Origin of the sequence: Nocardia sp. NPDC051981, from assembly GCF_040680715.1 — a bacterium.
GTDB lineage: Bacteria > Actinomycetota > Actinomycetes > Mycobacteriales > Mycobacteriaceae > Nocardia.
In genome coordinates this window covers 29053-53805 of the sequence record NZ_JBFAXK010000019.1, presented here as the reverse complement: position 1 = coordinate 53805, position 24753 = coordinate 29053, and the positions used below count along the sequence as shown (strand labels likewise).

24 protein-coding genes and 1 riboswitch are annotated in these 24753 nt (G+C 67.8%); of the genes, 12 read left to right on the top strand and 12 right to left on the bottom strand.

Annotated elements, in window-relative coordinates; translation table 11 throughout:
• Nucleotides 1-18: 18 nt before the first annotated feature.
• Nucleotides 19-588: a TetR/AcrR family transcriptional regulator gene (locus tag AB0L60_RS28510; RefSeq protein WP_364619790.1), complete on the bottom strand. Its 570-nt coding sequence runs from the start codon at nt 586-588 to the stop codon at nt 19-21.
• Between the two features lie 133 nt (nt 589-721).
• Between AB0L60_RS28510 and AB0L60_RS28505 the strand changes: the two genes are divergently transcribed.
• On the top strand, nt 722-1153 hold the full coding sequence (locus AB0L60_RS28505; RefSeq protein ID WP_364619787.1) for a DUF6463 family protein: 432 nt from the start codon (nt 722-724) through the stop codon (nt 1151-1153).
• Between the two features lie 14 nt (nt 1154-1167).
• Here AB0L60_RS28505 and AB0L60_RS28500 read toward each other — a convergent pair whose 3' ends face one another.
• Both AB0L60_RS28500 and AB0L60_RS28495 read right to left on the bottom strand, forming a co-directional pair.
• A complete protein-coding gene (locus AB0L60_RS28500; protein ID WP_364619785.1) occupies nt 1168-1545 on the bottom strand; it encodes a DoxX family protein in 378 nt (125 codons plus the stop codon).
• 126 nt (nt 1546-1671) lie between these two features.
• Nucleotides 1672-2808, bottom strand: a complete 1137-nt coding sequence (locus tag AB0L60_RS28495; protein WP_364619782.1) for a GTP-binding protein — start codon at nt 2806-2808, stop codon at nt 1672-1674.
• Between the two features lie 187 nt (nt 2809-2995).
• Here AB0L60_RS28495 and thiD point away from each other — a divergent pair, with 187 nt between their 5' ends.
• From thiD to AB0L60_RS28475, 4 genes are all read left to right on the top strand, one after another.
• Entirely contained in the window at nt 2996-3847 is an 852-nt protein-coding gene (gene thiD, locus AB0L60_RS28490; RefSeq protein WP_364619779.1) for a bifunctional hydroxymethylpyrimidine kinase/phosphomethylpyrimidine kinase, read from the top strand.
• Nucleotides 3848-3984: 137 nt separating this feature from the next.
• A complete protein-coding gene (locus AB0L60_RS28485; protein WP_364619776.1) occupies nt 3985-5229 on the top strand; it encodes a bifunctional glycosyltransferase family 2/GtrA family protein in 1245 nt (414 codons plus the stop codon).
• Between the two features lie 157 nt (nt 5230-5386).
• Complete coding sequence (locus tag AB0L60_RS28480; protein WP_364619773.1) at nt 5387-7411, top strand: glycosyltransferase family 39 protein; 2025 nt, start codon at nt 5387-5389, stop codon at nt 7409-7411.
• A 165-nt stretch (nt 7412-7576) separates the two neighbouring features.
• The gene (locus AB0L60_RS28475) at nt 7577-7729 is read left to right on the top strand and encodes a hypothetical protein (RefSeq protein WP_364619771.1); all 153 of its coding nucleotides are present in this window, start codon (nt 7577-7579) and stop codon (nt 7727-7729) included.
• A 16-nt stretch (nt 7730-7745) separates the two neighbouring features.
• On the opposite strand, the gene AB0L60_RS28470 is transcribed toward AB0L60_RS28475, so the two are convergent.
• Together AB0L60_RS28470 and AB0L60_RS28465 are read right to left on the bottom strand one after the other, a co-directional pair.
• Nucleotides 7746-8372 carry an SDR family oxidoreductase gene (locus tag AB0L60_RS28470; RefSeq protein WP_364619769.1) on the bottom strand — a complete coding sequence of 209 codons (627 nt, stop codon included), beginning with the start codon at nt 8370-8372 and terminating at the stop codon, nt 7746-7748.
• Nucleotides 8373-8527: 155 nt separating this feature from the next.
• A complete protein-coding gene (locus AB0L60_RS28465) occupies nt 8528-9664 on the bottom strand; it encodes an epoxide hydrolase (protein ID WP_364619766.1) in 1137 nt (378 codons plus the stop codon).
• Between the two features lie 87 nt (nt 9665-9751).
• On the opposite strand from AB0L60_RS28465, the gene AB0L60_RS28460 reads away from it, so the two are divergent.
• Both AB0L60_RS28460 and AB0L60_RS28455 read left to right on the top strand, forming a co-directional pair.
• The gene (locus AB0L60_RS28460; RefSeq protein ID WP_364619763.1) at nt 9752-10402 is read left to right on the top strand and encodes a TetR/AcrR family transcriptional regulator; all 651 of its coding nucleotides are present in this window, start codon (nt 9752-9754) and stop codon (nt 10400-10402) included.
• 106 nt (nt 10403-10508) lie between these two features.
• Nucleotides 10509-10913: a VOC family protein gene (locus AB0L60_RS28455; RefSeq protein WP_354843524.1), complete on the top strand. Its 405-nt coding sequence runs from the start codon at nt 10509-10511 to the stop codon at nt 10911-10913.
• Between the two features lie 90 nt (nt 10914-11003).
• Here AB0L60_RS28455 and thiC read toward each other — a convergent pair whose 3' ends face one another.
• Nucleotides 11004-12665, bottom strand: a complete 1662-nt coding sequence (gene thiC / locus AB0L60_RS28450) for a phosphomethylpyrimidine synthase ThiC (RefSeq protein WP_364619760.1) — start codon at nt 12663-12665, stop codon at nt 11004-11006.
• A riboswitch (TPP riboswitch) is annotated at nt 12659-12769 on the bottom strand. (Overlaps the previous gene by 7 nt.)
• A gap of 95 nt (nt 12770-12864) precedes the next feature.
• Here thiC and AB0L60_RS28445 point away from each other — a divergent pair.
• The 3 genes from AB0L60_RS28445 to AB0L60_RS28435 all read left to right on the top strand — a co-directional run bounded on the left by AB0L60_RS28445 (nt 12865) and on the right by AB0L60_RS28435 (nt 14242).
• The gene (locus AB0L60_RS28445; RefSeq protein WP_364619758.1) at nt 12865-13188 is read left to right on the top strand and encodes a hypothetical protein; all 324 of its coding nucleotides are present in this window, start codon (nt 12865-12867) and stop codon (nt 13186-13188) included.
• Nucleotides 13189-13298: 110 nt separating this feature from the next.
• The gene (locus AB0L60_RS28440) at nt 13299-13976 is read left to right on the top strand and encodes a TetR/AcrR family transcriptional regulator (RefSeq protein ID WP_364619755.1); all 678 of its coding nucleotides are present in this window, start codon (nt 13299-13301) and stop codon (nt 13974-13976) included.
• Between the two features lie 68 nt (nt 13977-14044).
• Nucleotides 14045-14242: a hypothetical protein gene (locus tag AB0L60_RS28435; RefSeq protein ID WP_364619752.1), complete on the top strand. Its 198-nt coding sequence runs from the start codon at nt 14045-14047 to the stop codon at nt 14240-14242.
• 61 nt (nt 14243-14303) lie between these two features.
• On the opposite strand, the gene AB0L60_RS28430 is transcribed toward AB0L60_RS28435, so the two are convergent.
• The 4 genes from AB0L60_RS28430 to AB0L60_RS28415 form a co-directional block, all read right to left on the bottom strand.
• Nucleotides 14304-16670 (bottom strand): MMPL family transporter, encoded by a 2367-nt coding sequence (locus AB0L60_RS28430; RefSeq protein ID WP_364619749.1) that lies wholly within the window; start codon nt 16668-16670, stop codon nt 14304-14306.
• A gap of 102 nt (nt 16671-16772) precedes the next feature.
• Entirely contained in the window at nt 16773-17951 is a 1179-nt protein-coding gene (fahA, locus tag AB0L60_RS28425) for a fumarylacetoacetase (RefSeq protein WP_364619746.1), read from the bottom strand.
• Between the two features lie 55 nt (nt 17952-18006).
• Entirely contained in the window at nt 18007-19212 is a 1206-nt protein-coding gene (locus AB0L60_RS28420) for a homogentisate 1,2-dioxygenase (protein WP_364619743.1), read from the bottom strand.
• Nucleotides 19213-19281: 69 nt separating this feature from the next.
• A complete protein-coding gene (locus AB0L60_RS28415) occupies nt 19282-19908 on the bottom strand; it encodes a TetR family transcriptional regulator (protein ID WP_354843547.1) in 627 nt (208 codons plus the stop codon).
• A 758-nt stretch (nt 19909-20666) separates the two neighbouring features.
• Here AB0L60_RS28415 and AB0L60_RS28410 point away from each other — a divergent pair.
• Nucleotides 20667-22493: an acyl-CoA dehydrogenase gene (locus AB0L60_RS28410; RefSeq protein WP_364619739.1), complete on the top strand. Its 1827-nt coding sequence runs from the start codon at nt 20667-20669 to the stop codon at nt 22491-22493.
• A gap of 51 nt (nt 22494-22544) precedes the next feature.
• Here AB0L60_RS28410 and AB0L60_RS28405 read toward each other — a convergent pair whose 3' ends face one another.
• Nucleotides 22545-22754, bottom strand: coding sequence for a hypothetical protein (locus AB0L60_RS28405; protein ID WP_364619736.1), 210 nt, complete (start codon nt 22752-22754; stop codon nt 22545-22547).
• Nucleotides 22755-23251: 497 nt separating this feature from the next.
• Between AB0L60_RS28405 and AB0L60_RS28400 the strand changes: the two genes are divergently transcribed.
• On the top strand, nt 23252-23890 hold the full coding sequence (locus AB0L60_RS28400) for a hypothetical protein (protein ID WP_364620041.1): 639 nt from the start codon (nt 23252-23254) through the stop codon (nt 23888-23890).
• On the opposite strand, the gene AB0L60_RS28395 is transcribed toward AB0L60_RS28400, so the two are convergent.
• On the bottom strand, nt 23887-24702 hold the full coding sequence (locus AB0L60_RS28395) for an exodeoxyribonuclease III (protein WP_364619733.1): 816 nt from the start codon (nt 24700-24702) through the stop codon (nt 23887-23889). The two genes, AB0L60_RS28400 and AB0L60_RS28395, sit on opposite strands and share 4 nt — an antisense overlap.
• Nucleotides 24703-24753: the final 51 nt, after the last annotated feature.

Below are 24753 nucleotides of genomic sequence, written 5' to 3'. Positions count from 1 at the left end.
AGATTCGTTGTTCGCTGGCTAGCGGTCCGGCTCTGCGGGGCGGTCGAGGAGGATCGCGGCGGCGCGGGCGAGGACCTGGGCGCGGGTGCGGCCAGGTCCGTGGTCGGCGGCGAGGAACTGGTTCCCGATGGCCAGGCAGAAGGCGAGCAGGCTGCGGGCCTCGATCTCGTCGGGGTCGGAACAAAAAGTGCCGATGGTTTCGCGTAGCAAGGCCATTCGGCGGTCGTCGACGCGGCGGAGCCGGGCGGCGACCGATTCATCGCGGCGGGCCCAGTCCCGGATCGCCAGGTCGATTGCGAGCAATCGGCTGGGGGACAAGGTCAATTGGCCGGCGAGCGTGATCCTGTCCCGCGGGTCGTCCTCGAGCGCAATGGTTTCGAGCACTTCGTCGGTGCTCTCGTGCTCCCAGACGTCCAGCATCGCCTCCAAAAGGGTTGCGCGGTCGGGGAAGTAACCGTAGAACCCGCCCTTGGTCACGCCCAGCCGCTTGGCCAGGACTTCGATGCGGACCGCTTCCACGCCGCTGTCGACGAGCGTCTGCAAGCCCTGCTCGATCCACGCCTCGCGTGGGGTGCGGGCCACGCCCATAGGGTGACTCCTCTCACGCCTCGCCTTCTATACGGCACCGTATATCAGGGCTACCCTCGCTGTTATACGCCACCGTACAACAAGGCTGGCGGGGGACGAGACACGCACCCCGCAAGAGAAATGGGGAGTTCGGATGATCAAGTGGGCTGGTCGGCTCATCGTATTTTTCGGAGCCGCACACACCGTGGGCGCATTGACGATCGAGCACGCGGCACGCCACGCCGGAGCGTGGTTCAGCGGAGGGCTGTGGGGCGACGACTTCGCCGCCATGAGCCCGGCGGACAGCGCCTACTGGCTCTCCCTGGACAGCTTCGGCATTCCGCTGATCGTGGTCGGCCTGACCGTGCTCTGGCTGGACAACCGGCACATCACGCCACCGCCCTTCATCCCCTGGATTCTGGGGATCTGGACCGTGATCGGCGCCATCGTCCTCGCGCCCACCCCCTGGCCGATCATGGCGCTCGCGACAATCCTCCTGTACATCGGAACCCGCCGCGCCGCACACCACGACAGCCCGATAAATGCTGGATCGCGCAAGGGATCGGGTAGCGCGTATCTCGGTTAGGCACTCGGTGCTGGTCAGAAGGGGTGGAGCCAGAAGCGGCCCACGGTGATGAAGAGGGCCAGGGCCAGGTAGAGCACGTTGGCGATCAGGGCGGCTCGGTCGCCGTGGCGGAGGTGGGTGATCATGGCGCCGATCATCAGCAGGATCCAGCAGACGGCGGTGACCGGGACCATGAACGGGGCTATGTCCAGGGCTGCGGGGAGGGTGAGGCCGAGGGCGGCCAGGACTTCCAGGGCGCCGAGGGTTTTGACGAATGTGGCGGTGGCGTCGCCGGTCCAGCCGCCGCCGGGGGCGGCGGCCAGCTTCTCCTTGGGGACGACGATTTTCGTGAGGCCGCCGAAGAGGGCTACGGCTGCCAGCAGGCCGGCGCAGATCCACAGGGCGATGTTCATGGTGGCGACTCCTTCTCAGCGATTCGCACACAAGACTCGAAATCGTCCGGTCTTGTGACATCGCCTTCGTATGACCTGTGTCATAGGTGGCGGAGTCGCTCGGGCAGTCGCCGCCGGTTCGGATGATCAGGCGTGGTTGTGGGATGGGTCCCACGAGGGGAAGGGGTCGGGGTAGGTGAGCCATTCCTGGTGGCCCGCAGCCAGTTCGGCGTCGGTGAGGAGTGCCGAGGTCAGGAGGTCGTGGACGTGGGGACGGTCGAGTCTGATGCCGATGAAGACGATTTCCTGGCCGGGTTGCATGTCGAGGGCGTCCCAGTAGGCGCCGGCTTCGAAGGTCAGGTTCGGGCCGGCCTGGGACCAGATGGCGGCCAGGTGCGGGCGGCTCGCCAGCCAGAAGAAGCCTTTGCTGCGGAGCAGTCTCTGTAGTTGGGCGAGGGCGGCGTCGAGGCGTTCGGGGTGGAAGGGGCGGTCGGCGGTGAAGGTGAGACTGCTGATGCCGTATTCCTCGGTTTCGGGGGTGTGGCCGCCCGCCAATTCCTCGTCCCAGCCCTCGAATTGGGCGGCGAGATCGGGGTTGTAGCGGCCGGTGCCGAGAACTTCGGTGAGGTCGACGACGCCGTGTGCGGCGCGCAGGATCCGCGCGCCCGGGTTCAATCGCCGGATCATGGCCTCCACGGTTCCGACGGCATTCGCGCTCACCAGGTCGGTCTTGTTGAGCACCAGCACGTTCGCGAACTCGACCTGATCGACCAGCAGGTCGGCAATGGTGCGCGCATCCCCTTCTCCCGCTTGCAGATTCCGCTCGGCCAGGGCCTGCCCCTTCACCACTTCGGCGAGGAAGGTAGAGCAGTCCACGACCGTCACCATGGTGTCCAGACGCGCGAGTTCGCCGAGCTGAAAGCCGTCCTCGAACTCCCACTCGAAGGTGGCCGCCACCGGCATCGGCTCGGAGATTCCGGTGGATTCGATGACCAGCTGGTCGAAACGCCCCTCCCGCGCCAGTTTTCCCACCGATTCGATGAGGTCCTCGCGCAGTGTGCAGCAGATGCAGCCGTTGGTGAGCTCGACCAGTCTCTCCTCGGTGCGGTCCAGGTGCCCCTGTCCCGCGACGAGCGCCGCGTCGATGTTCACCTCGCTCATGTCATTGACGATGACCGCCACCCGGCGGCCCTCCCGGTTGGCCAGGATGTGGTTGAGCAGGGTCGTCTTGCCCGCACCGAGGAATCCCGACAGCACGGTCACAGGCAGCTGAGTTGAAGTCACGGACTTAATGATAATGATTGTCAATAATGATGGTTGATCGCCCCTGGTTCGCGGCGCGTCTCGTTCTGGACTGAGTGGAGCGGGGGAGCGAAGCGGAGGAGCGGAGGGAGGGAAGAACGAGACTCCAGCGCCGCGAACCCGCCCGGAGCGAAGCGGAGGGCAAATTGAACACGGCAAGATAAGCGCCGTGCAACTCTTACCGCTTGCCCCGAACGGCACCACCCCGGTCCGCGCCCTCACCATCGCGGGCACCGACTCCGGCGGCGGCGCGGGTATCCAGGCCGACTCCCGCACCATGGCCCTGTGCGGTGTGCACGCGTGCGTGGCGGTCGCCGCGGTGACGGTGCAGAACACCGTCGGCGTCAGCGGTTTCCACGAGATCCCGCCGCAGATCGTGGCCGACCAGGTGCGAACCGTGGTCGGCGACATCGGAATCGGCGCGGCCAAGACCGGCATGCTGGCCTCCACCGCCATCATCGAGGCCGTGGCCGGGGTCTGCCGCGAGGTCGGCATCGGACGCCAGGGCAGCATCCCGCTGGTGGTCGATCCGGTCGCCGCCTCCATGCACGGCGACGCCCTCCTGCACGCCGAGGCCCTGGATGCGGTGCGCCACACCCTGATTCCGCTGGCCACCGTGGTCACCCCCAACCTCGACGAGGTCCGTCTGATCACCGGCATCGACGTGATCGACGACGCTTCCGCCCGCAAGGCCGCCGAGGCGCTCATCGCGCTGGGTCCGCAGTGGGCCATCGTCAAGGGCGGCCACCTGCGCACCTCGGAGCAGTCCACCGACCTGCTCTTCGACGGCGACACCTTCCACGAGCTCCCCGCCCGGCGCCTGGTCACCGGCAACGATCACGGCGGCGGCGACACCCTGGCCGCGTCCATCTGCTGCGCGCTGGCCCATGGCTACTCGGTCCCCGACGCGGTCGCCTTCGCCAAGGAATGGACCTTCCGCTGCCTGGAAGCGTCCTACGACCTGGGCAAAGGACACGGACCGGTCTCCCCGCTGTGGCGGCTGCATCTCGGACCGAGCTAGCGCGATCACGGCGGGGCTCGCGCGATCTCGATCCGGGGTCACGCAACGCACGAAATCGACGCTGAGGCAAGCGGCTCCCAGGAACCTCCCAGGCAGGCCGCAGACTGATGTGAGTCTGGTGATCGAGATTGGTCACCATGAACGACACCGTAACCGCCGTGCGGGCGGCGGAACCCGCAGAAGCAGTGACCGCGCCCGTCGTGGATGTGGTCGTTCCGGTCTACAACGAGGAGGTCGACCTCGGCCCCTGCGTGCGCAGACTGCACGCGTTCCTCACGCTGAACTTCCCCTTCACGGCGCGCATCACCATCGCCGACAACGCCTCCACCGACCACACCCTCGAGATGGCCCGGCAGCTGGCCGACCAGATGGACGGCGTGCGGGTGGTGCACCTGGACCGCAAGGGCCGCGGCCGCGCGTTGCGCGAGGTCTGGCAGGCCTCCGACGCCCAGGTCGTCGCCTACATGGACGTGGACCTGTCCACCGACCTCAACGCGCTGCTACCGCTGGTCGCGCCGCTGGTGTCCGGGCACTCCGATGTCGCCATCGGCACTCGGCTGGCCTCCTCCTCACGGGTGGTGCGCGGGCCCAAGCGCGAGATCATCTCCCGCTGCTACAACCTGATCCTGCGGGCCTCGCTGCAGGCCAAGTTCTCCGACGCGCAGTGCGGCTTCAAGGCCATGCGCGGCGAGGTGGCCAAGCTGGTGCTGCCGCTCGTCGAGGACGGCGAATGGTTCTTCGACACCGAACTGCTGGTGCTGGCCGAGCGCATCGGGCTGCGCATCCACGAGGTGCCGGTGGACTGGATCGACGACCCGGACTCCCGGGTGGACATCATCGACACCGCCCGCAAGGACCTGCTCGGCGTCTGGCGGGTCGGTCGCGCGCTGACCACCGGCCGGCTGCCCATCCACGAGCTGCGCGCCGCCATCGGCCGCGAGCCGCTGGTGGAGGGCGTGCCGCTGGGCATGGTCGGGCAGCTGGTTCGCTTCGGCATCGTCGGTGTCACCTCGACCCTGGCCTACCTGCTGCTCTACGTCCTGCTGCAGGGCATCACGGGCGCGCAGGCCGCCAACTTCCTGGCCCTGCTGGTCACCGCGATCGGCAATACCGCCGCCAACCGCGCCTTCACCTTCGGGGTGCGCGGGTCCAGTCAGGCGGTGTCGCACCACTTCCAGGGTCTGGTCATCTTCGGCGTCGGCCTGGCGCTGACCAGTGGCTCGCTCTACACCCTGCACCACTGGGCCCCGGATGCTGCGGTGCACCTGGAACTGCTGGTGCTGGTGATCGCCAACCTGGTCGCCACCCTGCTGCGCTTCGTCGGCCTGCGCTGGGTCTTCCGCAATGCCGGGCGGCATCCCGTGCCCGAGGCGGTCCGGTGACCACGATCTTCCCTGCGCCACAGGCGCTTCCGGACGACGGCTTCCGGCTGGTGCGAGTGGACTTCCCCGGCCGGTGCCACCCCGAACACGGCGACCTGCCGTACTGGACCACCCCGTCCGACACCCCCACTGATCGAGCTGACCGAGGAGGCGACCGATGACCGCGACTCTGACCGAGCCCCGGCTCGCTCCACCCCCGGCCGAGCCGCCCGCGGCCGGCACCGGCCGCCGCGAGTACCTGGCGCTGGCGGCCCTGCTGATCGGCACCGCCATCGCCTACCTCTGGAACCTGTCCGCCAACGGCTGGGCCAACTCCTTCTACGCGGCCGCCGTGCAGGCGGGTTCGGTGTCGTGGAAGGCCATGTTCTTCGGCTCCTCCGACGCGGCCAACTCCATCACCGTGGACAAGACGCCACTGTCGTTGTGGCCCATGGAGATCTCGGTGCGGATCTTCGGCCTGCACAGCTGGAGCATGCTGCTGCCGCAGGCCCTGCTCGGCGTGGCCTCGGTGGCGCTGCTGTGGGCCATCGTGCGCCGCAGCTTCGGCGCGAGCGCCGGACTGCTGGCCGGCCTGGTGCTGGCGCTGACTCCCATTGCCGCCGTGATGTTCCGGTTCAACAACCCGGACGCCATGCTGGTGTTCCTCATGCTGGCCGCGGCCTGGGCCATGACCCGCGCGGTCGCCGACGGCCGCTGGCGCTGGGTGCTGGTCACCGGCGCGTTCATCGGACTCGGCTTTCTGGCCAAGCAGTTGCAGGTGCTGCTGGTGGTGCCCGCGTTGGCACTGACCTACCTGATCGCGGGCCCGCCCGAGCTGGGCAAGCGCATCGCGCAGCTGTTCGGCGCGGCCGCGGCCATGATGGCGGGCGCGGGCTGGTGGGTGCTGCTGGCCGAGCTGTGGCCGGCCTCGGATCGCCCGTACTTCGGCGGCTCGCAGCATAATTCGATCATCGAACTCACCCTCGGCTACAACGGCCTGGGCCGTCTCGACGGCAATGAGCGCGGCAGCGTCGGCGGTTTCGGCGGCGGCGACCAGCTGCCGACCGGCGGTGGCGGCATGTGGGGCACGCCAGGTATCGGGCGGCTGTTCGAACCGGCGCAGGCCGGTCAGATCGCCTGGCTCATCCCGGCCGCCCTGGTGCTGCTGGTGGCGGGAATCGCCCTGCGCGGCAAGCTGACCCGCACCGATCCGCAGCGCGCCACGCTGATCCTGTTCGGCGGCTGGCTGGTGGGCACCGGACTGGTGTTCAGCCTCATGAAGGGCATCTTCCATCCGTACTACACGGTGGCGCTGGCCCCGGCCGTGGCCGCACTGATGGGCGCGGGCTCGGTGCTCGCCTGGCAGCACCGCGATCGGCTGTGGGTGCGTCTGGCCGCCGTGCCGGCGATGGTCCTGACCACGGCCACGGCGTGGATCATCCTGTCCCGCAGCACGTCCTTCGTGCCGTGGCTGCGCTGGGTGGTCCTGGTGGGCGGCATCGTCGCCACCGTCCTGCTGCTGATTCGCCTGCCCCGCAGGGCCGGCCTGGCCGTCGCGGCGGCCGCGGTGCTGGCCGGTCTGGCCGGTCCCACCGCCTACGCCGTGGACGGCATCGCCACCGCACATCAGGGGCCGATGCCCTCGGCCGGACCCCCGGTGCGCGGCGGCTGGGGTCCGGGCGGTCCGCGCGGCGGCGACCACGGTATGCCCAACGGCCGCACCGGCAACGGTGGACCGGGTGACAATGCGGGACCCGGCAATGGCATGCCCGGCGGTCAGCCGGGTGGCGGTCAGCACGGCGGATTCGGCGGCGGCGCTGGCAACATGATGATGGCGAGCAACCCGAGTGACAAGGTCACCGCGCTGCTGAAGGCCGACGGCTCCGAGTACACCTGGGTGGCGGCGACGGTCAGCTCCAACTCGGCGGCCGGATTCCAGCTGGCGACCCAGCTGCCGGTCATGCCGATCGGTGGCTTCAACGGCAGCGACCCCTCGCCGACACTGTCCCAGTTCCAGGAGTACGTGCAGGTCGGCCGGATCCACTACATCATCAGTGGCAATCAGATGGGCGGCGACCGCGGCGGCAACGGCGGCAACCAGAGCCAGAGCTCGCAGATCACGGCGTGGGTGAAGGAGCACTTCGACTCGCAGGAGGTGGACGGCATCACCCTCTACGACCTGACCTCGCCGAAGACCACCTGACCGGCAGGCTTGCCACCGCCACAAAAGGACTGAGCGCTTGGACCCGATGGGGGACGAGCGCTCGGTTCTTTCCGTCGCACGCAAGTGGGTGCGCGACTCGGCCGCAAGTGATCTACCTCGTCGTTAGAATCGATGTGACGGTCGTCACGATCCAGGGAATCCGCCATGAGCACGCCGCATCCCCTCAGCGATGAGCATCGAGAAGCCTTCTGGCGCCGGGCCGGATGGGATCCGTACCTCCCGGATGCCGAGCGCGCGGCCATAGAACGGCGCTGGGACGACGAATCCATCTCCATGGCAGAGGTTTTCGGCTTCTGATCGGCGGCGCACCGGGTCAGTTCGAGATGCCCGGGGTGCGACGGACGTAGGTGACGTCGGTGAGCTGTGCGACGAGGAACTCGGCGATGTCGGCGCGTGAGATCTTCAGTGACAGACCGGTTTCCGTGGCCGGAAAATCGCGGCGGTAGTTTCCGGTGGCCGGTCCGTCGGTGAAGGCGCTGGGCCGCACGATGGTCCAGTCCAGATCACTGGCCAGCACGTACTCCTCCTGCCGCACGTGATCGGCATAGGCCTGCCGCAGCAGCATGCCGAACATGACGTACTTCCAGACGAAGTTCAGATTGCCGCGGCTGTCGCCGACACCCAGCGAGGACTGGCAGATCAGCCGCTTCACCCCGGTCCGAGCCATGGCCTCGATGATGTGGCGGGTGCCTTCGGCGCGCACCACGCCCTTGCGGCCCGCGCCGAGGGCGACGATCACCGCGTCCTGCCCGATCACGGTGCGCTCCACCACGGCCGGGTCCAGCACATCGCCGACCTCGACGCGCAGCCGCTCGTGGGGTGCGGCGGTCAGGTTGGCGGGATCGCGGGTCAGTGCGGTGACCTGATGCCCGGCCGCGAGGGCGCGGGCGACGACGTGGCGACCGACGGTTCCGGTGGCTCCGAAAATGGCGACCTTCATGGCTCTCACCTCGTGTAATTCGTTGTTGCGATGATGAATTCAGTACATCAGCGAGTGCCTCCGGGAACCATCGCCGCGCGTCTCGCGAACATGCGGGAGGATCCAGGCCGGCCCGTGGGATGAACCGGGCCGGCCTTCGAGCGGAACCGGGCGAATCAGCGCAGCCCGGCGAAGAATTCGCGAATATCCGCGACCAGCACGTCGGTCGCCTCGTGCGCGGCGTAGTGTCCCGCGGCATCGTTGGCGCTGGTCGAGCCCGAGTTCACGTCGTAGGCGTGCCAGCTCACGATGTTCTTGTGATCGCGTTCGGCGAAGGGGCGGATGGACTGGAAATCGCCGGCGAACATGGCCAGCGCGGTGGGGACGGTGGTCGGTCCGGTGGGCTGCTCGGTGGCATGGGCGTCCTCGTAGTAGAAGCGGATGGAGGATCCGGCGGTGCCGGTGAGCCAGTAGGTGGCCACATTGCCGATCACGAATTCCGCGTCGAGGCTCTCGGGGAAGAGCTGCGAGTTCCAGCCCAGCAGGCCCAGCGGCGAGTCCGACAGCGCGAAGGCCAGGGTGTGCGGCTGCTGGCTCGACACCGTATTGAACGCGAACTTGTTGTCGTAGAACCACTGCAGGTGCGCCAGCGCGGCCATGTCCTCCTCGGACAGGCCGGCCATCTCGGCCGGGTCGCCCGACGGGAACGAGAACAGCTGCGTCACATGGACTCCCAGCACGCGATCCGGCGCGATCCGGCCCATTTCCGGCGCTATCATCGAGCCGGCGTCATTGCCGATCGCGCCGAACCGGGTGTAGCCGAGCCGGTCCATGAGCTCCACCCAGGCGCGGGCGGTGCGGTAGCGGTTCCAGCCGGCGGAGCGGGTCGGGCCGGAGAATCCGTAGCCCGGCAGCGACGGGATGATCACGTGGAAGGCCGGGGCGTCCGCATCCTCGGGTGCGGTGAGCGGCGCGATGAGATCCACGTACTCGAGGATCGAGCCCGGCCAGCCGTGGGTGAGGATCACCGGGGTGGCGTCTTCTCGCGCCGACCGCACGTGCAGGAAGTGGATATCCTCGCCCTCGATCTCGGTGGTGAACTGCGGGTAGGCGTTCAGCTCGGATTCCAGTGCCCGCCAGTCGAACTCCTCCAGCCAGTACTGCGCGAGCTCGCGGATGCGCGCGTTCGGGACGCCGTACGTGTCGCCCACGCCCGGCAGCTCGTTCGGCCACAGCGCCTTGCGCAGCCGCTCGGCCAGATCGTCCAGCTGGGCCTGGGGGACGTCGATGCGGAAGGGGCGGATGGCGTTCATCATTCTCTCCTTGTCGGAACGGAATGCTTCGTTCTGTTAAAACGATAACGGAACGGATCATTCCGTTCAAGTGGTAGGCTCGGATGCATGTCGAAGACAGCCGAACCCGCAGCTCAGCGCGCCCTACCCGGCCGCAAGGCGCAGGCCGCGCGCAATGACGAACTCATCCTGGCCGCCGCCCGGGACGTGTTCCTGGCCGAACCCAAGGCGCCGATCTCGGCCGTCGCCGAGCGCGCGGGGGTGGGCATCAGTGCGCTGTACCGCCGCTATCCGAGCAAGGAGGAGCTGCTGCGCACCCTCTGCTACGACGGACTGCGCCGCTACAACACGGAAGCCGAAGCGGCCCTGGAGAATTCCGACGGCTGGGCGGCGCTGGTCGACTTCCTGCACCGCGTGGTCGACGCCGATGTGCACTCGCTGACCGTGCATCTGGCCGGCACCTTCACCCCGGACGAATCGATCCTCCCGGACGTCCAGCGCTCGGCCGAACTCAATGACGAACTCCTGCGCCGGGCCCGGGAATCGGGGCGGCTGCGTCCCGGGGTCACCGTCGCCGACTTCGGCCTGATCCTCGAAGCCTGCGCGACGATTACACTGCCCGATCCCGAGCGCACCGCCCAGCTGCGCCGCCGGGTCCTGGCCCTGCTGATCGACGGCCTCACCGCCACCGGCGACCTGCCCGGCCCGCCACCGGTTCCGGGCGAATTCGCCCAACGCTGGCAGCGTCGCGTCGAGTGAACGGTAGCGTTCGCCGCGGGCGTGCCGGCATTCGTTCCCGAACCATGATGAATTCCGCGGCTCGGCTCCGACTTCCGCAAGAGCACTCGAATCGGAAGGAACTGTCATGAACTGGACACTCGAAGTGGTCATCGTTCCCGTGTCGGACGTCGACCGCGCCAAGGACTTCTACAGCACCAAGCTCGGGTTTCATGTAGACCACGACGTCCGGCCCGCGGAGGGCACGCGGATCTGTCAGCTCACCCCGCCGGGGTCGGGCTGTTCGATCGTCATCGGCGAGGGTGTGGTGCCGAAGATGGAGCCGGGATATCTCAAAGGGCTGCAGCTGGTGGTGCCGGATCTGAAGCGTGCCCACGCTGAACTGGTCGAGCGCGGAGTCGAGGTCAGCGACATCCAGGTGCTGCCGGGGCCGCCGTCCGCGGGCGACCCGCTGGACAACAGCGGATTCATCTTCTTCGACGATCCGGACGGCAACAGCTGGGCCGTCCAGCAGATTTCGAGCCGGGCCTGAGGCGACGAGGCCGGGCCGGAACACGATTCGGGGCGAGCGGCTCGAAAGCCGCCTGCCCCGAATCGGATTCGCCGACTACCGGATGCGGTCCTAGGACACGACCGGCAGGTACACCTGGTTGCCACTCGAGGCGAACTCGGCGGACTTCTCCGCCATGCCCGCTTCGATGGCGGCGATATCGGTGAGGCCCTGCTTCTCGGCGTAATCGCGCACGTCCTGCGAGATGCGCATGGAGCAGAACTTCGGACCGCACATGGAGCAGAAGTGCGCGGTCTTGGCGGGCTCGGCCGGGAGGGTCTCGTCGTGGTACTCGCGGGCGGTGTCGGGGTCCAGCGAGAGGTTGAACTGGTCGGTCCAGCGGAACTCGAAGCGCGCCTTGGACAGTGCGTTGTCGCGGTCCTGGGCGCGCGGGTGCTGCTTGGCCAGGTCAGCGGAGTGGGCGGCGATCTTGTAGGTGATCACGCCGACCTTCACGTCGTCCCGGTTGGGCAGGCCCAGGTGCTCCTTGGGCGTCACGTAGCAGAGCATGGCGGTGCCCGCCTGCGCGATGATGGCCGCGCCGATGGCCGAGGTGATGTGGTCGTAGGCCGGCGCGATATCGGTGGCCAGCGGGCCGAGCGTGTAGAAGGGAGCCTCCTCGCAGAGCTCCTCCTCCAGCTTCACGTTCTCGACGATCTTGTGCATGGGCACGTGGCCCGGGCCCTCGATCATCACCTGCACGCCATGGGATTTCGCGATCTTGGTGAGCTCGCCCAGGGTGCGCAGCTCGGCGAACTGGGCCTCGTCATTGGCGTCCGCGATGGAACCCGGGCGCAGACCGTCGCCCAGCGAGAAGGTGATGTCGTACTTGGCCAGGATCTCGCACAGCTCGGCGAAGTTGGTGTACAGGAACGATTCCTGGTGATGCGCCAGGCACCACGCCGCCATGATGGAACCGCCGCGCGAGACGATGCCGGTGACCCGCTTGGCGGTCAGCGGCACGTAGCGCAGCAGCACGCCGGCGTGCACCGTCATGTAGTCGACGCCCTGCTCGGCCTGCTCGATCACGGTGTCGCGGTAGATCTCCCAGGTGAGCTTGGTGGGATCGCCGTTCACCTTCTCCAGCGCCTGGTAGATCGGCACGGTGCCGACCGGGACGGGGGAGTTGCGCAGAATCCACTCACGGGTCTCGTGAATGTTCTTGCCGGTGGACAGGTCCATGATGGTGTCGGCGCCCCAGCGGGTGGCCCACACCATCTTCTCCACCTCCTCGGCGATGGAGGAGCTCACGGCCGAATTGCCGATGTTCGCATTGATCTTGACCGCGAACTTCTTGCCGATGATCATCGGCTCGGACTCGGGGTGGCGGTGGTTGGCCGGGATCACCGCGCGACCGGCGGCCACCTCGTCGCGTACCAGCTCGGGCGCGACGCCCTCGCGCGCCGCGATGTAGCGCATCTCGTTGGTGATGATGCCCTGGCGGGCCCAGGCCAGCTGGGTCGGCGGGCCGTCGACCTGCGGCTTGTCCCAGGTGTCGCGGAGCTTGGGTAGCCCCGCCTCGAGATCGATGGTGGCGGTGTCGTCGGTGTACGGACCGGAGGTGTCGTACACGTCGAAGTGCTCGCCATTGGTGAGATTGATGCGCCGCACCGGGACCCGCAGCGTCGTGCCGCCGGCCTCGACCTGTTCGTAGTGCTTGACGCTGCCCTCGATGGGACCGGTTGTCACGGTGTCTACGGGCGCGGAGTTGCTCGGGACATGACTCGATGACATGGGTGAATCCTCCCTACGCCGGCATTACCCGGTCAGGTTCATACGGTCGACGGCCCACTAGCCGTCCTCTCAGCCCGCTGGTGCGAGCCCCCGTTGGCATACGTACTTTTCCGCAGCGACCATACCGCGCTCCACGGTACGCACGCTCCGAGACCGCGGAATATACGATTCGGTCTGCTCGGGGGATGGATTCGGCCGGGTGAGTTCGGCTGACCGTGGTGGCCGCGACCGTCGGCTGCCCGAACAAGTCGGTGGTGCGGTACAGCAGTTGCCACCATCGCACGTGCACCGGCAGTGCGGTGAGCACCGCCAGCTGCACCTCGCGGCTGGGCAGGATCGTGCCGGGATCGGTGGATTCGAACCCGTCGGGCGTTTGGTAGAACGGGTCGACGTTCATCGGGAGTGGTTGCGCGGCAACCATTCCCGCGGTGACTCCCCCAGTAGTACGGCCGAGGCGGCCGTCACTGCCCCGCGCGAGCGCGGCCGCGAGCAGGCCACCTCCCGGGCCCGCGATCCCCAGTGATTGCCACGTCTCTGTTCCCTTCCGCATCGACGTGACGGCGATTACAGCAAGCACGGCATCCGATTGTCAACAAGATGTCTTTCTGAAATGAGCTTGGCTATCGTCTAGGCATGTCCCGCAGCAAATCTGCCGCGCCGACCGACCGGACCCCCGTGCGGCGTCGCATCCGCGGCCTCGACGCCGACGAGCGCAGCGCCCAGCGCCGTCGTCAGCTGCTCACCGCCGCCACCGAACTCTTTGCCCGGCAGAGCTATTCGGGCACCTCCATCGAACAGATCTGTCAGCACGCCTACGTCGGCACCAAGGGCTTCTACGACCACTTCGACAGCAAGGAAGCCTGCTACACCGCCCTGCTGGAACAGATCACCACGGGCATCCAGCAACGGGTGGCCGAGGTGGCCGTCGAAACCGCCGATGCGGACTGGGCCACCCGCCGCGCCACCGTCCTGGCCGCCTTCGTCCACGCCATCGCCGACGACCCCCGCCTGGCCAAGGTCACCTTCGGCGAAGCCGGTGGCATCTCGCCCACCGTCGAAGCCATGCGCCGCTCCAACCGCCGCTGGTCCGCTGAATTCCTGAAATACCAATGGCTGCAGGCCGATCCGCGCGACGACCCGCACCTGCTGACCCTCGCCCTCGCCACCATCGGCGGCATGTTCGAACTGGTCGCCGACTGGCTGCACCACCACGACGACGACGGCGGCGCGCCGGATTCCGTGGACACCCTCGTCGCCGATCTGAACCACTTCGTCGCGGTGGTCGACGCGGGCCGGGTCGCCGCTCGCTGAGTGGGGGGCGCTCAGTCGCGTGGGCGGGCGGCGAGCATGATCTCGCGCAGGGTATCGCGGAGCCAGACATGGGCGGGATCGGTGTCGTTGCTCCCGCCGGTCTGGCCTTGCTGGCGGTGGCGGCGGTGGTGACGCCGAAAACCTCACGGCGCGAGGCGGATCAGGATCCCCTCGGGGCGGTGCTGCTCATGGCCGGATCGACCGCGGTGCTGTACGGCCTCATCGAGGGTCCGTCACACGGCTGGGGTGCGGCTGGGCCGGATTGAACTCCGCCGCAAGGGAATTCGGTGCCGCCATCGGCTCGCGATGATCGGCGCCGTGATGGAGTCACACGCCGGAGACGGCGCCCACCCGGTCGCCTTCGCCGACAGCATGGGCGTCGGTCTCGGCGTCATCGGCGTCCTGGTGCTGCTCGCCGCCGGCGTAGTCGCCCTCGGCTACCGCCGCGGCTGACTCCTCCTCCAGCCCGATCCGCTTGTGCAGCGCCGCAAGCGGTTTCGGCGCCCACCAGTTGCCGGTGGACATCAGGCGCATGAGGGCCGGGGCCAGCAGGCCGCGAATGATGGTGGCGTCGGAGACCACGGCCAGCGCCAGGCCGATGCCGAACAACTTCATGGGTGCGACCTCGGAGGTGGCCACGGCCAGCAGCACCACCGCCATCAAACCCGCTGCGGCGGTGAAGATCCGGCCGGTGCGGGCCACCCCGAGGGCCACCGAACGGGTATTGGCCGCCCGGCCGCGATCGGAGGCCAGCCACTCCTCGCGAATCCGGGACAGCAGGAAGACCTCGTAGTCCATCGACATGCCGAAGGCCAGGCAGAACATGAGGATCGGCATGAACAGGTCGATGCTGCCGGTCGGGGTGAACCCCAGCAGACCGGACAGGTGGCCCTGCGCGAAGACCCAGATCATGGCGCCGAAGGTGGCGGTCAGCGACAACATGTTCAGCAGCAGGGCCTTCACCGGGAGCACCACGCTGCCGGTGAACAGGAACAGCAGGATCAGGGTGATGACGGCGATGAGCGCGGCCGCCAAGGGGATCCGGCTGATGACCGAGTCCATGGTGTCCTCGTTCAGGGCCGCCGCGCCGCCGTACAGCACCTCGCCGGGAGCCGGGACCGCCCGCAGTGCCGCGAGCTGCTGTTTGCCCGCGGCGGAGTAGGGCGCGACCTTCGTGCCGACCGAAAGGTAGGTCCCGTTCTGGCCGGCCATCTGCGGGATACCGGCCGCCACCCGCTTGCCGGTCGGCGGAACGCCCTCGGCGGACGGTGACGCCAGATAGACGCCCTCGCTGGACAGCACCGCCGCGACGCCCGGCACCTCCGACAGGTTCTTGGCATACGCGCCGATTTCCGCTGCGCCGCCGTGGAATCCGGGCAGCACGATCACCGTGCTCGAGGCCATGTCGGCATTGAAGTCCTGCCGCAGCGCGTCACCCACCTGACGGCTGGACGCGAAGGTGCCGATCACGCGATCGTCCGGGGTGCCGAAATGTGCTTTCAGGAACGGGGATCCGAGCGCCAGCAGCACCGCCGCCGCGATCACCGCGACCGGCAGCGCCCGCCGCATGACCGCGGTCACCAGCCGGTACCAGAAGGTGGTCTCGACCGGCTTGGGCGCGGGCTCGCCGCGACCCAGCAGGCGGCGCACCGGTTTCCGCAGATCCCAGGCGTTCACCCGATCGCCGAGCAGCACCAGCGCGGCGGGCAGCAACAGCACCGACGCGCCCACGGCCGCGGCGACGACCGCGACACCGGCGTAGGCGAAGGACTTGAAGAACGGCTGCGGGAACACCGCCAGCGCCGCCAGGGCCAGGGCGACGGTCAAGCCGGAGAACACCACGGTGCGACCCGCGGTCTGGACCGAACGCAGAATGGCCGCCCGGGTATCGCGGCCATTGGCCAGCTCCTCGCGATACCGGCTGACAATGAACAGGCTGTAGTCGATGGCCAGGGCCAGCCCCAGTGCGCTGGTCATGTTCAGCGCGAAGATGGAGACATCCATGACCGTGGTCAGCCCGCGCAGAATGCCCAGCGTCGCGGCAATCGCGAACAGTCCCACGCCGACCGGCAGCAGCGCCGCCACCACGCTGCCGAACACCAGCACCAGCAGCAGCGCCGACACCGGCACCGCGATGGCCTCCGCCAGCAGCAGGTCCTTCTCGACCTGGTGATTGATATCGGCGAAGGAACCGGCCATCCCGCCGACCCGGACCTGCACGCCCTCGTTGTCCCCATTGAGCTGGTTCGACAGCTCGGCGGCCCGGTTCTGCACCTCGGTGTCGGTGCCGGTGACCGTGGCCATGATGAGCCCGCGCTGCCCGTCCTCGCTCTTCAGCGCGGCGGCCAGGTCGGGCCGGGTGGCGAGGCTGGTCCAATACGACCGCACGCCGGTCACCGTCGGGTCCTGACTCAGCTCGTCGGTGACGCGCTGCGCCTCGCCGCGCACCTGCGGGCTGTTGACGCCCCCATCACCGCTGACCATGACGATGAGGTTGGGATTGCCGCCGGGGAAGTTCTTCGTGATGAAGTCATTGGCGCGCACCGACTCCAGCGAATCGGTGAGATAGCCGCCGCCGACCATGTGGGATTTCACGGTGGCGCCGAAGCCGCCGCACACGAGCATCAACAGGAGCGCGGCCACCAGCACCGCGCGCGGGCGTGCCATGGCGAACCGGGCAGTACTGGTCAACATTGACGCCACCCTCCGAAGTCTTCAGACGTCCGGAACGGTAACGTTCCTGACCTACCGGTCGGTAGGATCAGTGATCATCTTCATGGTGATGCGATTCGGCTATCACTCGGCCTTCGCGATGCGCCCGCGCACCTCACCCAGCGCCAGGTGACCGCCCCCGATGGCGGGTGCGGTGGCCGTGATGACCACCTCGTCGCCGTCCTGCAGGAAGGTCCGCTGGACCCCGTTCAACTCGATCGGTTCGGTACCGCCCCAGCTCATTTCCATCAGCGACCCACGCTCGCCACGATCGGCCCCCGAGATGGTGCCGGAGGCGAACAGGTCGCCGGTGCGAGTCGACGCGCCGTTGACCGTCAGATGCGCGAGCATCTGCGGCCCCGACCAGTACATACGCCGGAACGGCGGAGTGGAGATCACCTGGCCGTTCCACTCGACGGTCAGCATGATGTCCAGTCCCCAGGACGTGTCGTCCCGCAGATACGGCAGCGGCTTCGGATGCTGCGGCGGCAGCGGAATCCGCGCGGCGGCCAGCGCGTCGAGCGGAGTCACGAACGCCGACAGGCTGGTCGCGAAGGACTTGCCGAGGAACGGGCCCAGCGGTTGCCCCTCCCAGGCCTGGATATCCCGGGCCGACCAGTCGTTCACCAGCGCCACCCCGAAGACGTGCTCGGCGAACTCGCCGGTCCCGATGGGCGTACCGAGCCGCGAGCCCGCGCCCACCACGAAGCCCAGTTCGGCCTCGATATCGAGGCGGCGGCTCGGCCCGAAATCCGGTGTGCCGGAATCGGTCCGGCGCTGTCCGTGCGGCCGGGCGACATCCGTGCCCGACACCACCACGGTGCCCGCGCGCCCGTGATACCCCACCGGCAGATGGCGCCAATTCGGCAGCAGCGGTTCACCGGACGGCCGCAGCATCCGGCCCATGGCGGTGGCGTGATCGAGGCTGGCGTAGAAGTCGACGTAGTCGCCGATCTCCACCGGCAGGTCCAGCCGCACCGCCCGCACCGAATGCACCGCCGCCGCGGGCAGTTCCGCGTCGGCCGCCGCACGTACCCGCTCGCGCACCTCCCGCCAGCACTGCGGGCCCTGGGTCATGAAGGCGTTCAGGCTGGGCTGCGCGAACATCGGATCATCCAGCGCCACCGCCAGATCGATGATCGAATCGCCCAGCCGCGCCCCCACCCGCGGGTCCCCGCCCAGCGGGCGGAACACACAGTACGGCAGGTGTTCCGGACCGAATCCGGAACCCGCGGGCACCTCGATCCGCACCCGGCTGCTCATTTCCCCACCACCCGATCCCATGTCACCAACCCCTGCGCCGTCGCACCATTCGGACTCAGATCCACTCGGACGGCCCTCGCCCCGACCAGGTCCAGGCATACCGCGCGTCCTCGCACGCCAGCGCGCCCTCGCCCAGCTGCAACGGGTGGAAGGTGTCCACCATGACCGCCAGCTCGTCGAAGAAATCGATGCCGATGCTGCGCTCGTAGGCCCCCGGCTGCGGCCCGTGCGCGTACCCGCCCGGATGCACCGACACCGAGCCCTGCCCGATCCCGGATCCCTTGCGCGCCTCGTAGTTTCCGCCGCAGTAGAAGAGGATCTCGTCGGAGTCCACATTCGAGTGGTAGTAGGGGACCGGTATCGACAGCGGGTGGTAGTCCACCTTGCGCGGCACGAAATTGCAGATCACGAAGTTCTGGCCCTCGAAGGCCTGATGCACCGGCGGCGGCTGATGCACGCGGCCGGTGATCGGTTCGAAGTCGGCGATATCGAAGGTGAACGGGTACAGGCAGCCGTCCCAGCCCACCACGTCGAAGGGATGGCTGGCGTACACCATGCTCGTGCCGACGATCTCCCCGGCGGGGCGGTGCTTGACCAGCACCTCCACGTCCTCGCCGTCGACCTGCATCAACTCTGTGGGCCCGTGCAGATCCCGCTCGCAGTAGGGCGAGTTCTCCAGGAACTGGCCGTATTTCGAGAGATACCGCTTGGGCGGGGTGATGTGGCCGGTGCCCTCGATGACATAGGCGCGCAAGGGTTCGGGGCCGTCGGGAATCCAGCGATGCGTGGTGGCGCGCGGCAGCAGCACCTGATGCCCCTGCCGCACCGGCAGGGCCCCGAAGACGGTTTCCACCCGCCCCGAACCGGATTCGATGTAGACGAGTTCGTCGCCGACGGCATTGCGGTACAGCGCCGATTCCCGCAGCGCCGCCACGTAGGAGATGCGCACATCGGCATTGCCCAGCAGCAGCCGCCGCCCGGTCACCACATCGCTGTCGGCCGGCTTGTCGCCCAGGAACAGTTCGTGCAGCTTCAGATGCCGGTGCCGCAGTGGATGATTCGGGTACAGCCGCTGCTCGGGCAGTATCCACACCGACGAATCCACAATGGCCGGAGGCAATCCCCGGTGATAGAGCAGCGAGGAATCACCGGAGAAGCCCTCTTCGCCCATCAGCTCTTCGTAATAGAGCGTGCCCCGCTCGTCCCGATGCTGCGTGTGCCGCTTGGGCGGCACCGAACCAACCTGCCGATAGAACGTCATGGCGGCCTCCCGCTGACCGATGGTCCCTTTCCCATCGTAGCCACCGGATAACGGCAGGACCCCGGATTCTCAAGCGTGGCGCAGGGCCCGATACACCGCCGCGCCGACGAACTCGCCCAGTGTGTCGGGGGTCCACTCGCCCGGATCGGTGAGCAGGGTGCGCACCGCACCCTCACCGGCCGAGACCCACAGCTCGACCAGGGCCGGCAGCTTGCGCTCGGCCTGCGCGGTGCCCCAGGCCTTCAGGGTCGGTCGCAGCCGCCGAGTGCAGCGCTCCACGGCCAGCAGCCGGCCCTTGCCGAACGAATCCGCCACGGCCGGATCGGGATTGCCGTACAGCAGGCGCCAGGTGTCGGGCCGCTGGGACACCGTGTGCAGCAGGGCGCGGAAGCCCTCCACGAAGACCGCCTCGTCGGCTTCGACCCGGCGGCGCGGCAGCGTGTCCATGACGCCCTGCACGAGGTAGTCCTCCTCGCGGCGGATGAGCGCCTCGAGGAGCTCCACCCGATCGGCGAAGCAGGCGTAGACGACCGGGCGGGTGACCTTCATACGGTCGGCCACGGCGGCGATGGTCACCGCCGCGATGCCGTCGGCGACGGCGATCTCGAGGGCGGTGTCGAGGACCTGCGGGCGACGCCGTTCGGGACCCAGATGCCGCGCGCGCTGGCGTGGTCGTATCGCCGAATCGATGCCCATGCGCACCGACGATAGCAGTGCGCGCGGGGTGGGGACCCGCTGGTCCGAGCCGGTAACAAGATCGTTTCCTGCAGCAGTGAACAAAAATTCTACATTCACGAAGGAAACCACCCGGGGGGAGCCGGGTACGAGGACCTCGCCGATGTCATCGCGGCACGCGGCTTCGAGAACGACATGTACTTCCCGATGGCCATGGTCGGCATGTTCGGCCTGCCGCGGCTCGAGGGCACCGTCCACGTGAACATGGCCCTGTCGCTGAAGTTCATGCCCAACTTCATGTTCCACCCCGCCGTCGCCGGACTGGCCGCGCTGCGTTACCTGCCGGGCGCGGGCGTCGCGCCCAAGGGCGCGGTGCGCGCGGTATCCGGCGTGCTGAGCTGGACCAGCCGTCGCGCCGGCGGCCCGGCCGCCAAGGCGGTGCCCGCGCTGAAGAGCGAATTCGCCCGGGCCGCAAATGCCGCATTTGCCGGGCGTCTGCTCGGGGACCACATGCGATCCGCGGTTCCCACGAATCCCGTGACCGTCACTCCGCAGCAGGCCAAGGGGCTGTATGCCCGCGGGGTCCCGGTCCAGCGCATAACGGCGGGGTTAACTTTTTGGGATTCTTCCCGGTCGAACGGGGCTTTTCGGGTAAAGAGGCGTACCTACGCTTGCGTAACAGGACAGGCGTACGGCAACCTCGCCTTGATCTTCGAGATCTTCGACCAGATCTTTCGACATCGCTCGACCAGTTCAGACTCAGCCGAGGAGGCCCTTCCGTGTCCCATTACAAGGCGAACCTACGAGACATCGAGTTCAACTTGTTCGAAGTACTGGGTATCGGGGAACTGCTGGACCAGGGCGCCTACGGCGACCTGGACGCCGACACCGCACGGGAGATGCTCGCCGAGGCGAAGCGCCTGGCGGAGGGGCCGATCGCGGATTCGTTCGTCGAGGCCGACCGCAACCCGGTCGAGTTCATTCCGGACCAGCACACCATCACCGTGCCGGAATCGCTGAAGAAGACCGTGGCTGCGGTGAACGAGGCCGGGTACTCCGGTCTGGGCATGGCCGAGGCGATGGGTGGCGTGCCCGCCCCCAACGCCCTCATCTGGGGCATCCAGGAAATGCTGGTCGCCGCGAACAACTCGGCCTCGTTCTTCAATATGGGTCCGCTCATGCACAAGGTGCTCTTCGACGAGGGCACCGAGCAGCAGCAGAAGTGGGCCACCCACGCCTGGGAGAACCGCTGGGGCGGCACCATGGTGCTCACCGAGCCGGACGCCGGCTCCGATGTCGGCATGGGCCGCACCAAGGCGATCCAGCAGGCCGACGGCACCTGGCACATCGAGGGCGTGAAGCGCTTCATCTCCGGTGGCGACGTGGGCGACACCGCCGACAACATCTTCCACCTGGTGCTGGCCCGCCCCGAGGGCGCCGGCCCGGGCACCAAGGGCCTGTCGCTGTTCGTGGTGCCGCGCTTCCTGTTCGACACCGAGACCATGGAACTCGGCGCCAAGAACGGCGCGCTGGTCACCGGCGTCGAGCACAAGATGGGCATCAAGTCCTCGCCCACCTGTGAGATCACTTTCGGCGGCGACATTCCGGCCGTCGGCTACCTGGTCGGTGACCAGCACAATGGCATCGCGCAGATGTTCAAGGTCATCGAGAACGCGCGAATGATGGTGGGTACCAAGGCCACCGGCGCGCTGTCCACCGGGTACCTGAACGCCCTGGAGTACGCCAAGCAGCGCGTGCAGGGCGCGGATCTGACCCAGATGGCCGACAAGAGCGCGCCGCGCGTCACCATCACCCACCACCCGGACGTGCGTCGTTCGCTGGCCACCCAGAAGGCGTACGCCGAGGGTCTGCGCGGGCTGTACATGTACTGCGCCTCGTACCAGAACGCCGATGTGGCGCAGGCCAATTACGGGGTGGACGCCGAGCTGGCGGAGAAGGTCAACGACCTACTGCTGCCGATCGTCAAGGGCTGCGGTTCGGACCGGGCATACGAGAGCCTGACCGAATCGCTGCAGACCCTGGGTGGTTCCGGCTACCTGCAGGACTACCCGATCGAGCAGTACATCCGCGACTGCAAGATCGACTCGCTGTACGAGGGCACCACCGCCATCCAGGCGCAGGACTTCTTCTTCCGCAAGATCATTCGCGACAAGGGCGTGGCGCTCGCGCACGTCGCGGGCCTGATCCAGCAGTTCATCGACGGCGGCCCGGACCAGTTCAAGATCGAGCGCGGGCTGCTCGGCGCGGCGCTGGCCGACGTGCAGGCCATGGCGGCCACCCTCACCGGCTACCTGATGGCCGCGCAGCAGCAGATCGACGAGATCTACAAGGTCGGTCTGGGTTCGGTCCGATTCCTGTACGCCGTGGGCGATCTCGTCATCTCCTGGCGACTGCTGGAGCAGGCCGCCATCGCCCAGGCGGCGCTGGACGCCGGTGCGGCCGACAAGGACAAGAACTTCTACACCGGCAAGGTCGGCGTGGCGTCCTGGTTCGCGAAGAACAAGCTGCCGCTCATCAGCGGCGTGCGCTCGGTCATCGAGAACATCGACAACGACATCATGAAGCTGGACGAGGCCGCTTTCTGACCCACCCGCATCCCCCGGCCCCGCACCTGTTCGGTGCGGGGCCGGTTTGCTTCACGCCACCCGGCTCGCGGGTCCCCGGTCGGCGGGATCGCGACGCCGGTGCCGTCCGCCCGCAGGGGGAGCGACCACAGGGTTGGGGAGCACGATGGTCGGTGCGTCCAGCACGGCGTGTAGGTGGGCGCTGAAGGCCTCGAGGCTGCCGTAGCGCGTGAGGATCTCGTCGAGTACCTGGTGCGCACTCGAGCCTGTCGGATTGTTCATCTCGCCCCTCCGAGGTCCGCCACCGGCCGGGGCCGGGTTTTGACCGGCATTCTGCACGAGATATTCGAACGCGTAGCTACTTTGGGGATAACTGTGACCTTCCGTGCCTAGAGCACTCTCGATTCGTGCCATCGGCGTGGATCTGGGCCGCTCCAGCGCCAGATTGCCCTACTGTCCGGTAGGGGTGACCGGAGTGGGGAACGGTGGCGGGGCTCGGGAATGGTTATCTCGCCGCACCCCTGATCCGGATCACTCTGCGGGGCTGTCGCCGGATGGTCCCGGAACGCGGTGCCCACGCTCCATCAAACCCGGGTGGTGCACCGTGCGCGGAAAGTTGCTCGACGGCCGGGTGGGTCAGCCAGCAGACTCCCCGATCCACCCGGCCCCGAGCGAGTTCCTGTGTGTCTTGTCGGCGAGGCGCGACTCGCCGATGTGACACGCACATTCGATGTGTGACGGCGCCGCGGAGTGTCGTCCCCAGCGGGTACAACTACGGCATGGTCTTCCCGGTTACCTTCGGCTGGATCCAGATGCTGCTGCTGGTGCTCGGCATCGCGGCGATCGGATTGCTCGTCACGGCTGTTCTCGAGGCGCGCAAAGTGGGGTGGCGGGCGCTGGCCGGGCGGGGCGCGGGTGCGGCCGGGCTGGTGCTCGTCGCGGTCGTGATCCTGTGGATCACCACGCTGCTGCAGACCTTCCTCGGCCTCACCGGGGAGGTGAAGGCGGCGCACATCGAGGCCAAACCCGTTGCGGGGCAACAGCACATGATGAACGTGGAACTGACCCTCTACGGCGACAAGGACCACGGCGACCAGCACCAGACCTATCAGGTCGAGGGCGACCTGTGGGTACTGCAGGCCAATATCGTGGAACTCGAACCGTGGGTGAACGCGCTCGGCTTCAACTCCGGGTACAAGGTGACCCGACTCTACGGCCAGCGGCTGGACGGCATCGCCACCAAGCAGAATCAGATCTTCCTCAATGGCAGCGACGCCGACTTCTTCCAGGACATGAAGAATCAGTCCTGGTACACAAGGCCTTTCGTGCGCTCGGCCTACGGCAACGCGGTCATCGCGGCCGCGGGCAGCTACGACGTCTTCATCTCCCGCGACGCCATCAAGAGCCGGTCCGTCTAGTCGGCGAGTTCGGCCACCACGGGCGCATGATCGCTGGCGCCCTTGCCCTTTCGCTCCTCGCGGTCCACATTCGCCTCGGTGACCCGGGCCGACAGGGCGGGAGAGCCGAGGATGAAATCGATGCGCATGCCCTCTTTCCGAGGGAAGCGCAGCTGCGTGTAGTCCCAGTAGGTGTAGACGCCCGGGCCCGGGTGGAAGGGCCGCATCACGTCGCTGAAGCCCACCTCGCCGAAGGCGTCGAAGGCGTCGCGCTCCCGGTCGGACACGTGGGTCTTGCCCTCGAAGAATTCCGGCGACCACACATCCAGATCGGTCGGCGCGATATTCCAGTCACCCACCAGCGCGATCTGCGCGTCCGGATCCTCCGACAGCCACTTGCTGCCCGCACTGCGCAGGGCGGCAAGCCATTCCAGCTTGTAGGTGTAGTGCGGATCGTCCAGGGCGCGGCCATTGGGCACGTACAGGCTCCACACCCGCACCCCGCCGCAGGTCGCGCCGATCGCGCGGGCCTCCACCACCGGCGCGCTGAGCAGTGACTCCCCGGCGTCCTTGTCGAATCCGGGCTGATCCGGGAAGCCGATCTCGACATCGTCGATCCCGACCCGGGAGGCGATGGCCACACCGTTCCACTGGCTGTAGCCGATGTGGGCGACCTCGTACCCGGCCGCCTCGAAGGCCTCGAACGGGAACTGCTCGTCCTTGCACTTGGTTTCCTGCATGGCCAGCACGTCGATATCGGCGCGGTCCAGCCACGCCAGCACCCGATCCTGCCGGGTACGAATCGAATTCACGTTCCAGGTAGCGATGCGCACGAGTGGTGAACCTTTCAGAACTAGTGTCTTGCGAAAGCGAGTGGCACGCAA

Excerpts from the sequence above, each read along its gene's own strand:
- AB0L60_RS28510 (WP_364619790.1), bottom strand. The coding sequence starts at position 588 with ATGGGCGTGGCCCGCACCCCACGCGAGGCGTGGATCGAGCAGGGCTTG.
- AB0L60_RS28505 (WP_364619787.1), top strand. The coding sequence starts at position 722 with ATGATCAAGTGGGCTGGTCGGCTCATCGTATTTTTCGGAGCCGCACAC.
- AB0L60_RS28500 (WP_364619785.1), bottom strand. The coding sequence starts at position 1,545 with ATGAACATCGCCCTGTGGATCTGCGCCGGCCTGCTGGCAGCCGTAGCC.
- AB0L60_RS28485 (WP_364619776.1), top strand. The coding sequence starts at position 3,985 with ATGAACGACACCGTAACCGCCGTGCGGGCGGCGGAACCCGCAGAAGCA.
- AB0L60_RS28480 (WP_364619773.1), top strand. The coding sequence starts at position 5,387 with ATGACCGCGACTCTGACCGAGCCCCGGCTCGCTCCACCCCCGGCCGAG.
- AB0L60_RS28475 (WP_364619771.1), top strand. The coding sequence starts at position 7,577 with ATGAGCACGCCGCATCCCCTCAGCGATGAGCATCGAGAAGCCTTCTGG.
- AB0L60_RS28470 (WP_364619769.1), bottom strand. The coding sequence starts at position 8,372 with ATGAAGGTCGCCATTTTCGGAGCCACCGGAACCGTCGGTCGCCACGTC.
- AB0L60_RS28465 (WP_364619766.1), bottom strand. The coding sequence starts at position 9,664 with ATGAACGCCATCCGCCCCTTCCGCATCGACGTCCCCCAGGCCCAGCTG.
- AB0L60_RS28460 (WP_364619763.1), top strand. The coding sequence starts at position 9,752 with ATGTCGAAGACAGCCGAACCCGCAGCTCAGCGCGCCCTACCCGGCCGC.
- AB0L60_RS28455 (WP_354843524.1), top strand. The coding sequence starts at position 10,509 with ATGAACTGGACACTCGAAGTGGTCATCGTTCCCGTGTCGGACGTCGAC.
- thiC (WP_364619760.1), bottom strand. The coding sequence starts at position 12,665 with ATGTCATCGAGTCATGTCCCGAGCAACTCCGCGCCCGTAGACACCGTG.
- AB0L60_RS28440 (WP_364619755.1), top strand. The coding sequence starts at position 13,299 with ATGTCCCGCAGCAAATCTGCCGCGCCGACCGACCGGACCCCCGTGCGG.
- AB0L60_RS28435 (WP_364619752.1), top strand. The coding sequence starts at position 14,045 with ATGGGCGGGATCGGTGTCGTTGCTCCCGCCGGTCTGGCCTTGCTGGCG.
- AB0L60_RS28430 (WP_364619749.1), bottom strand. The coding sequence starts at position 16,670 with ATGTTGACCAGTACTGCCCGGTTCGCCATGGCACGCCCGCGCGCGGTG.
- fahA (WP_364619746.1), bottom strand. The coding sequence starts at position 17,951 with ATGAGCAGCCGGGTGCGGATCGAGGTGCCCGCGGGTTCCGGATTCGGT.
- AB0L60_RS28420 (WP_364619743.1), bottom strand. The coding sequence starts at position 19,212 with ATGACGTTCTATCGGCAGGTTGGTTCGGTGCCGCCCAAGCGGCACACG.
- AB0L60_RS28415 (WP_354843547.1), bottom strand. The coding sequence starts at position 19,908 with ATGGGCATCGATTCGGCGATACGACCACGCCAGCGCGCGCGGCATCTG.
- AB0L60_RS28405 (WP_364619736.1), bottom strand. The coding sequence starts at position 22,754 with ATGAACAATCCGACAGGCTCGAGTGCGCACCAGGTACTCGACGAGATC.
- AB0L60_RS28400 (WP_364620041.1), top strand. The coding sequence starts at position 23,252 with ATGGTCTTCCCGGTTACCTTCGGCTGGATCCAGATGCTGCTGCTGGTG.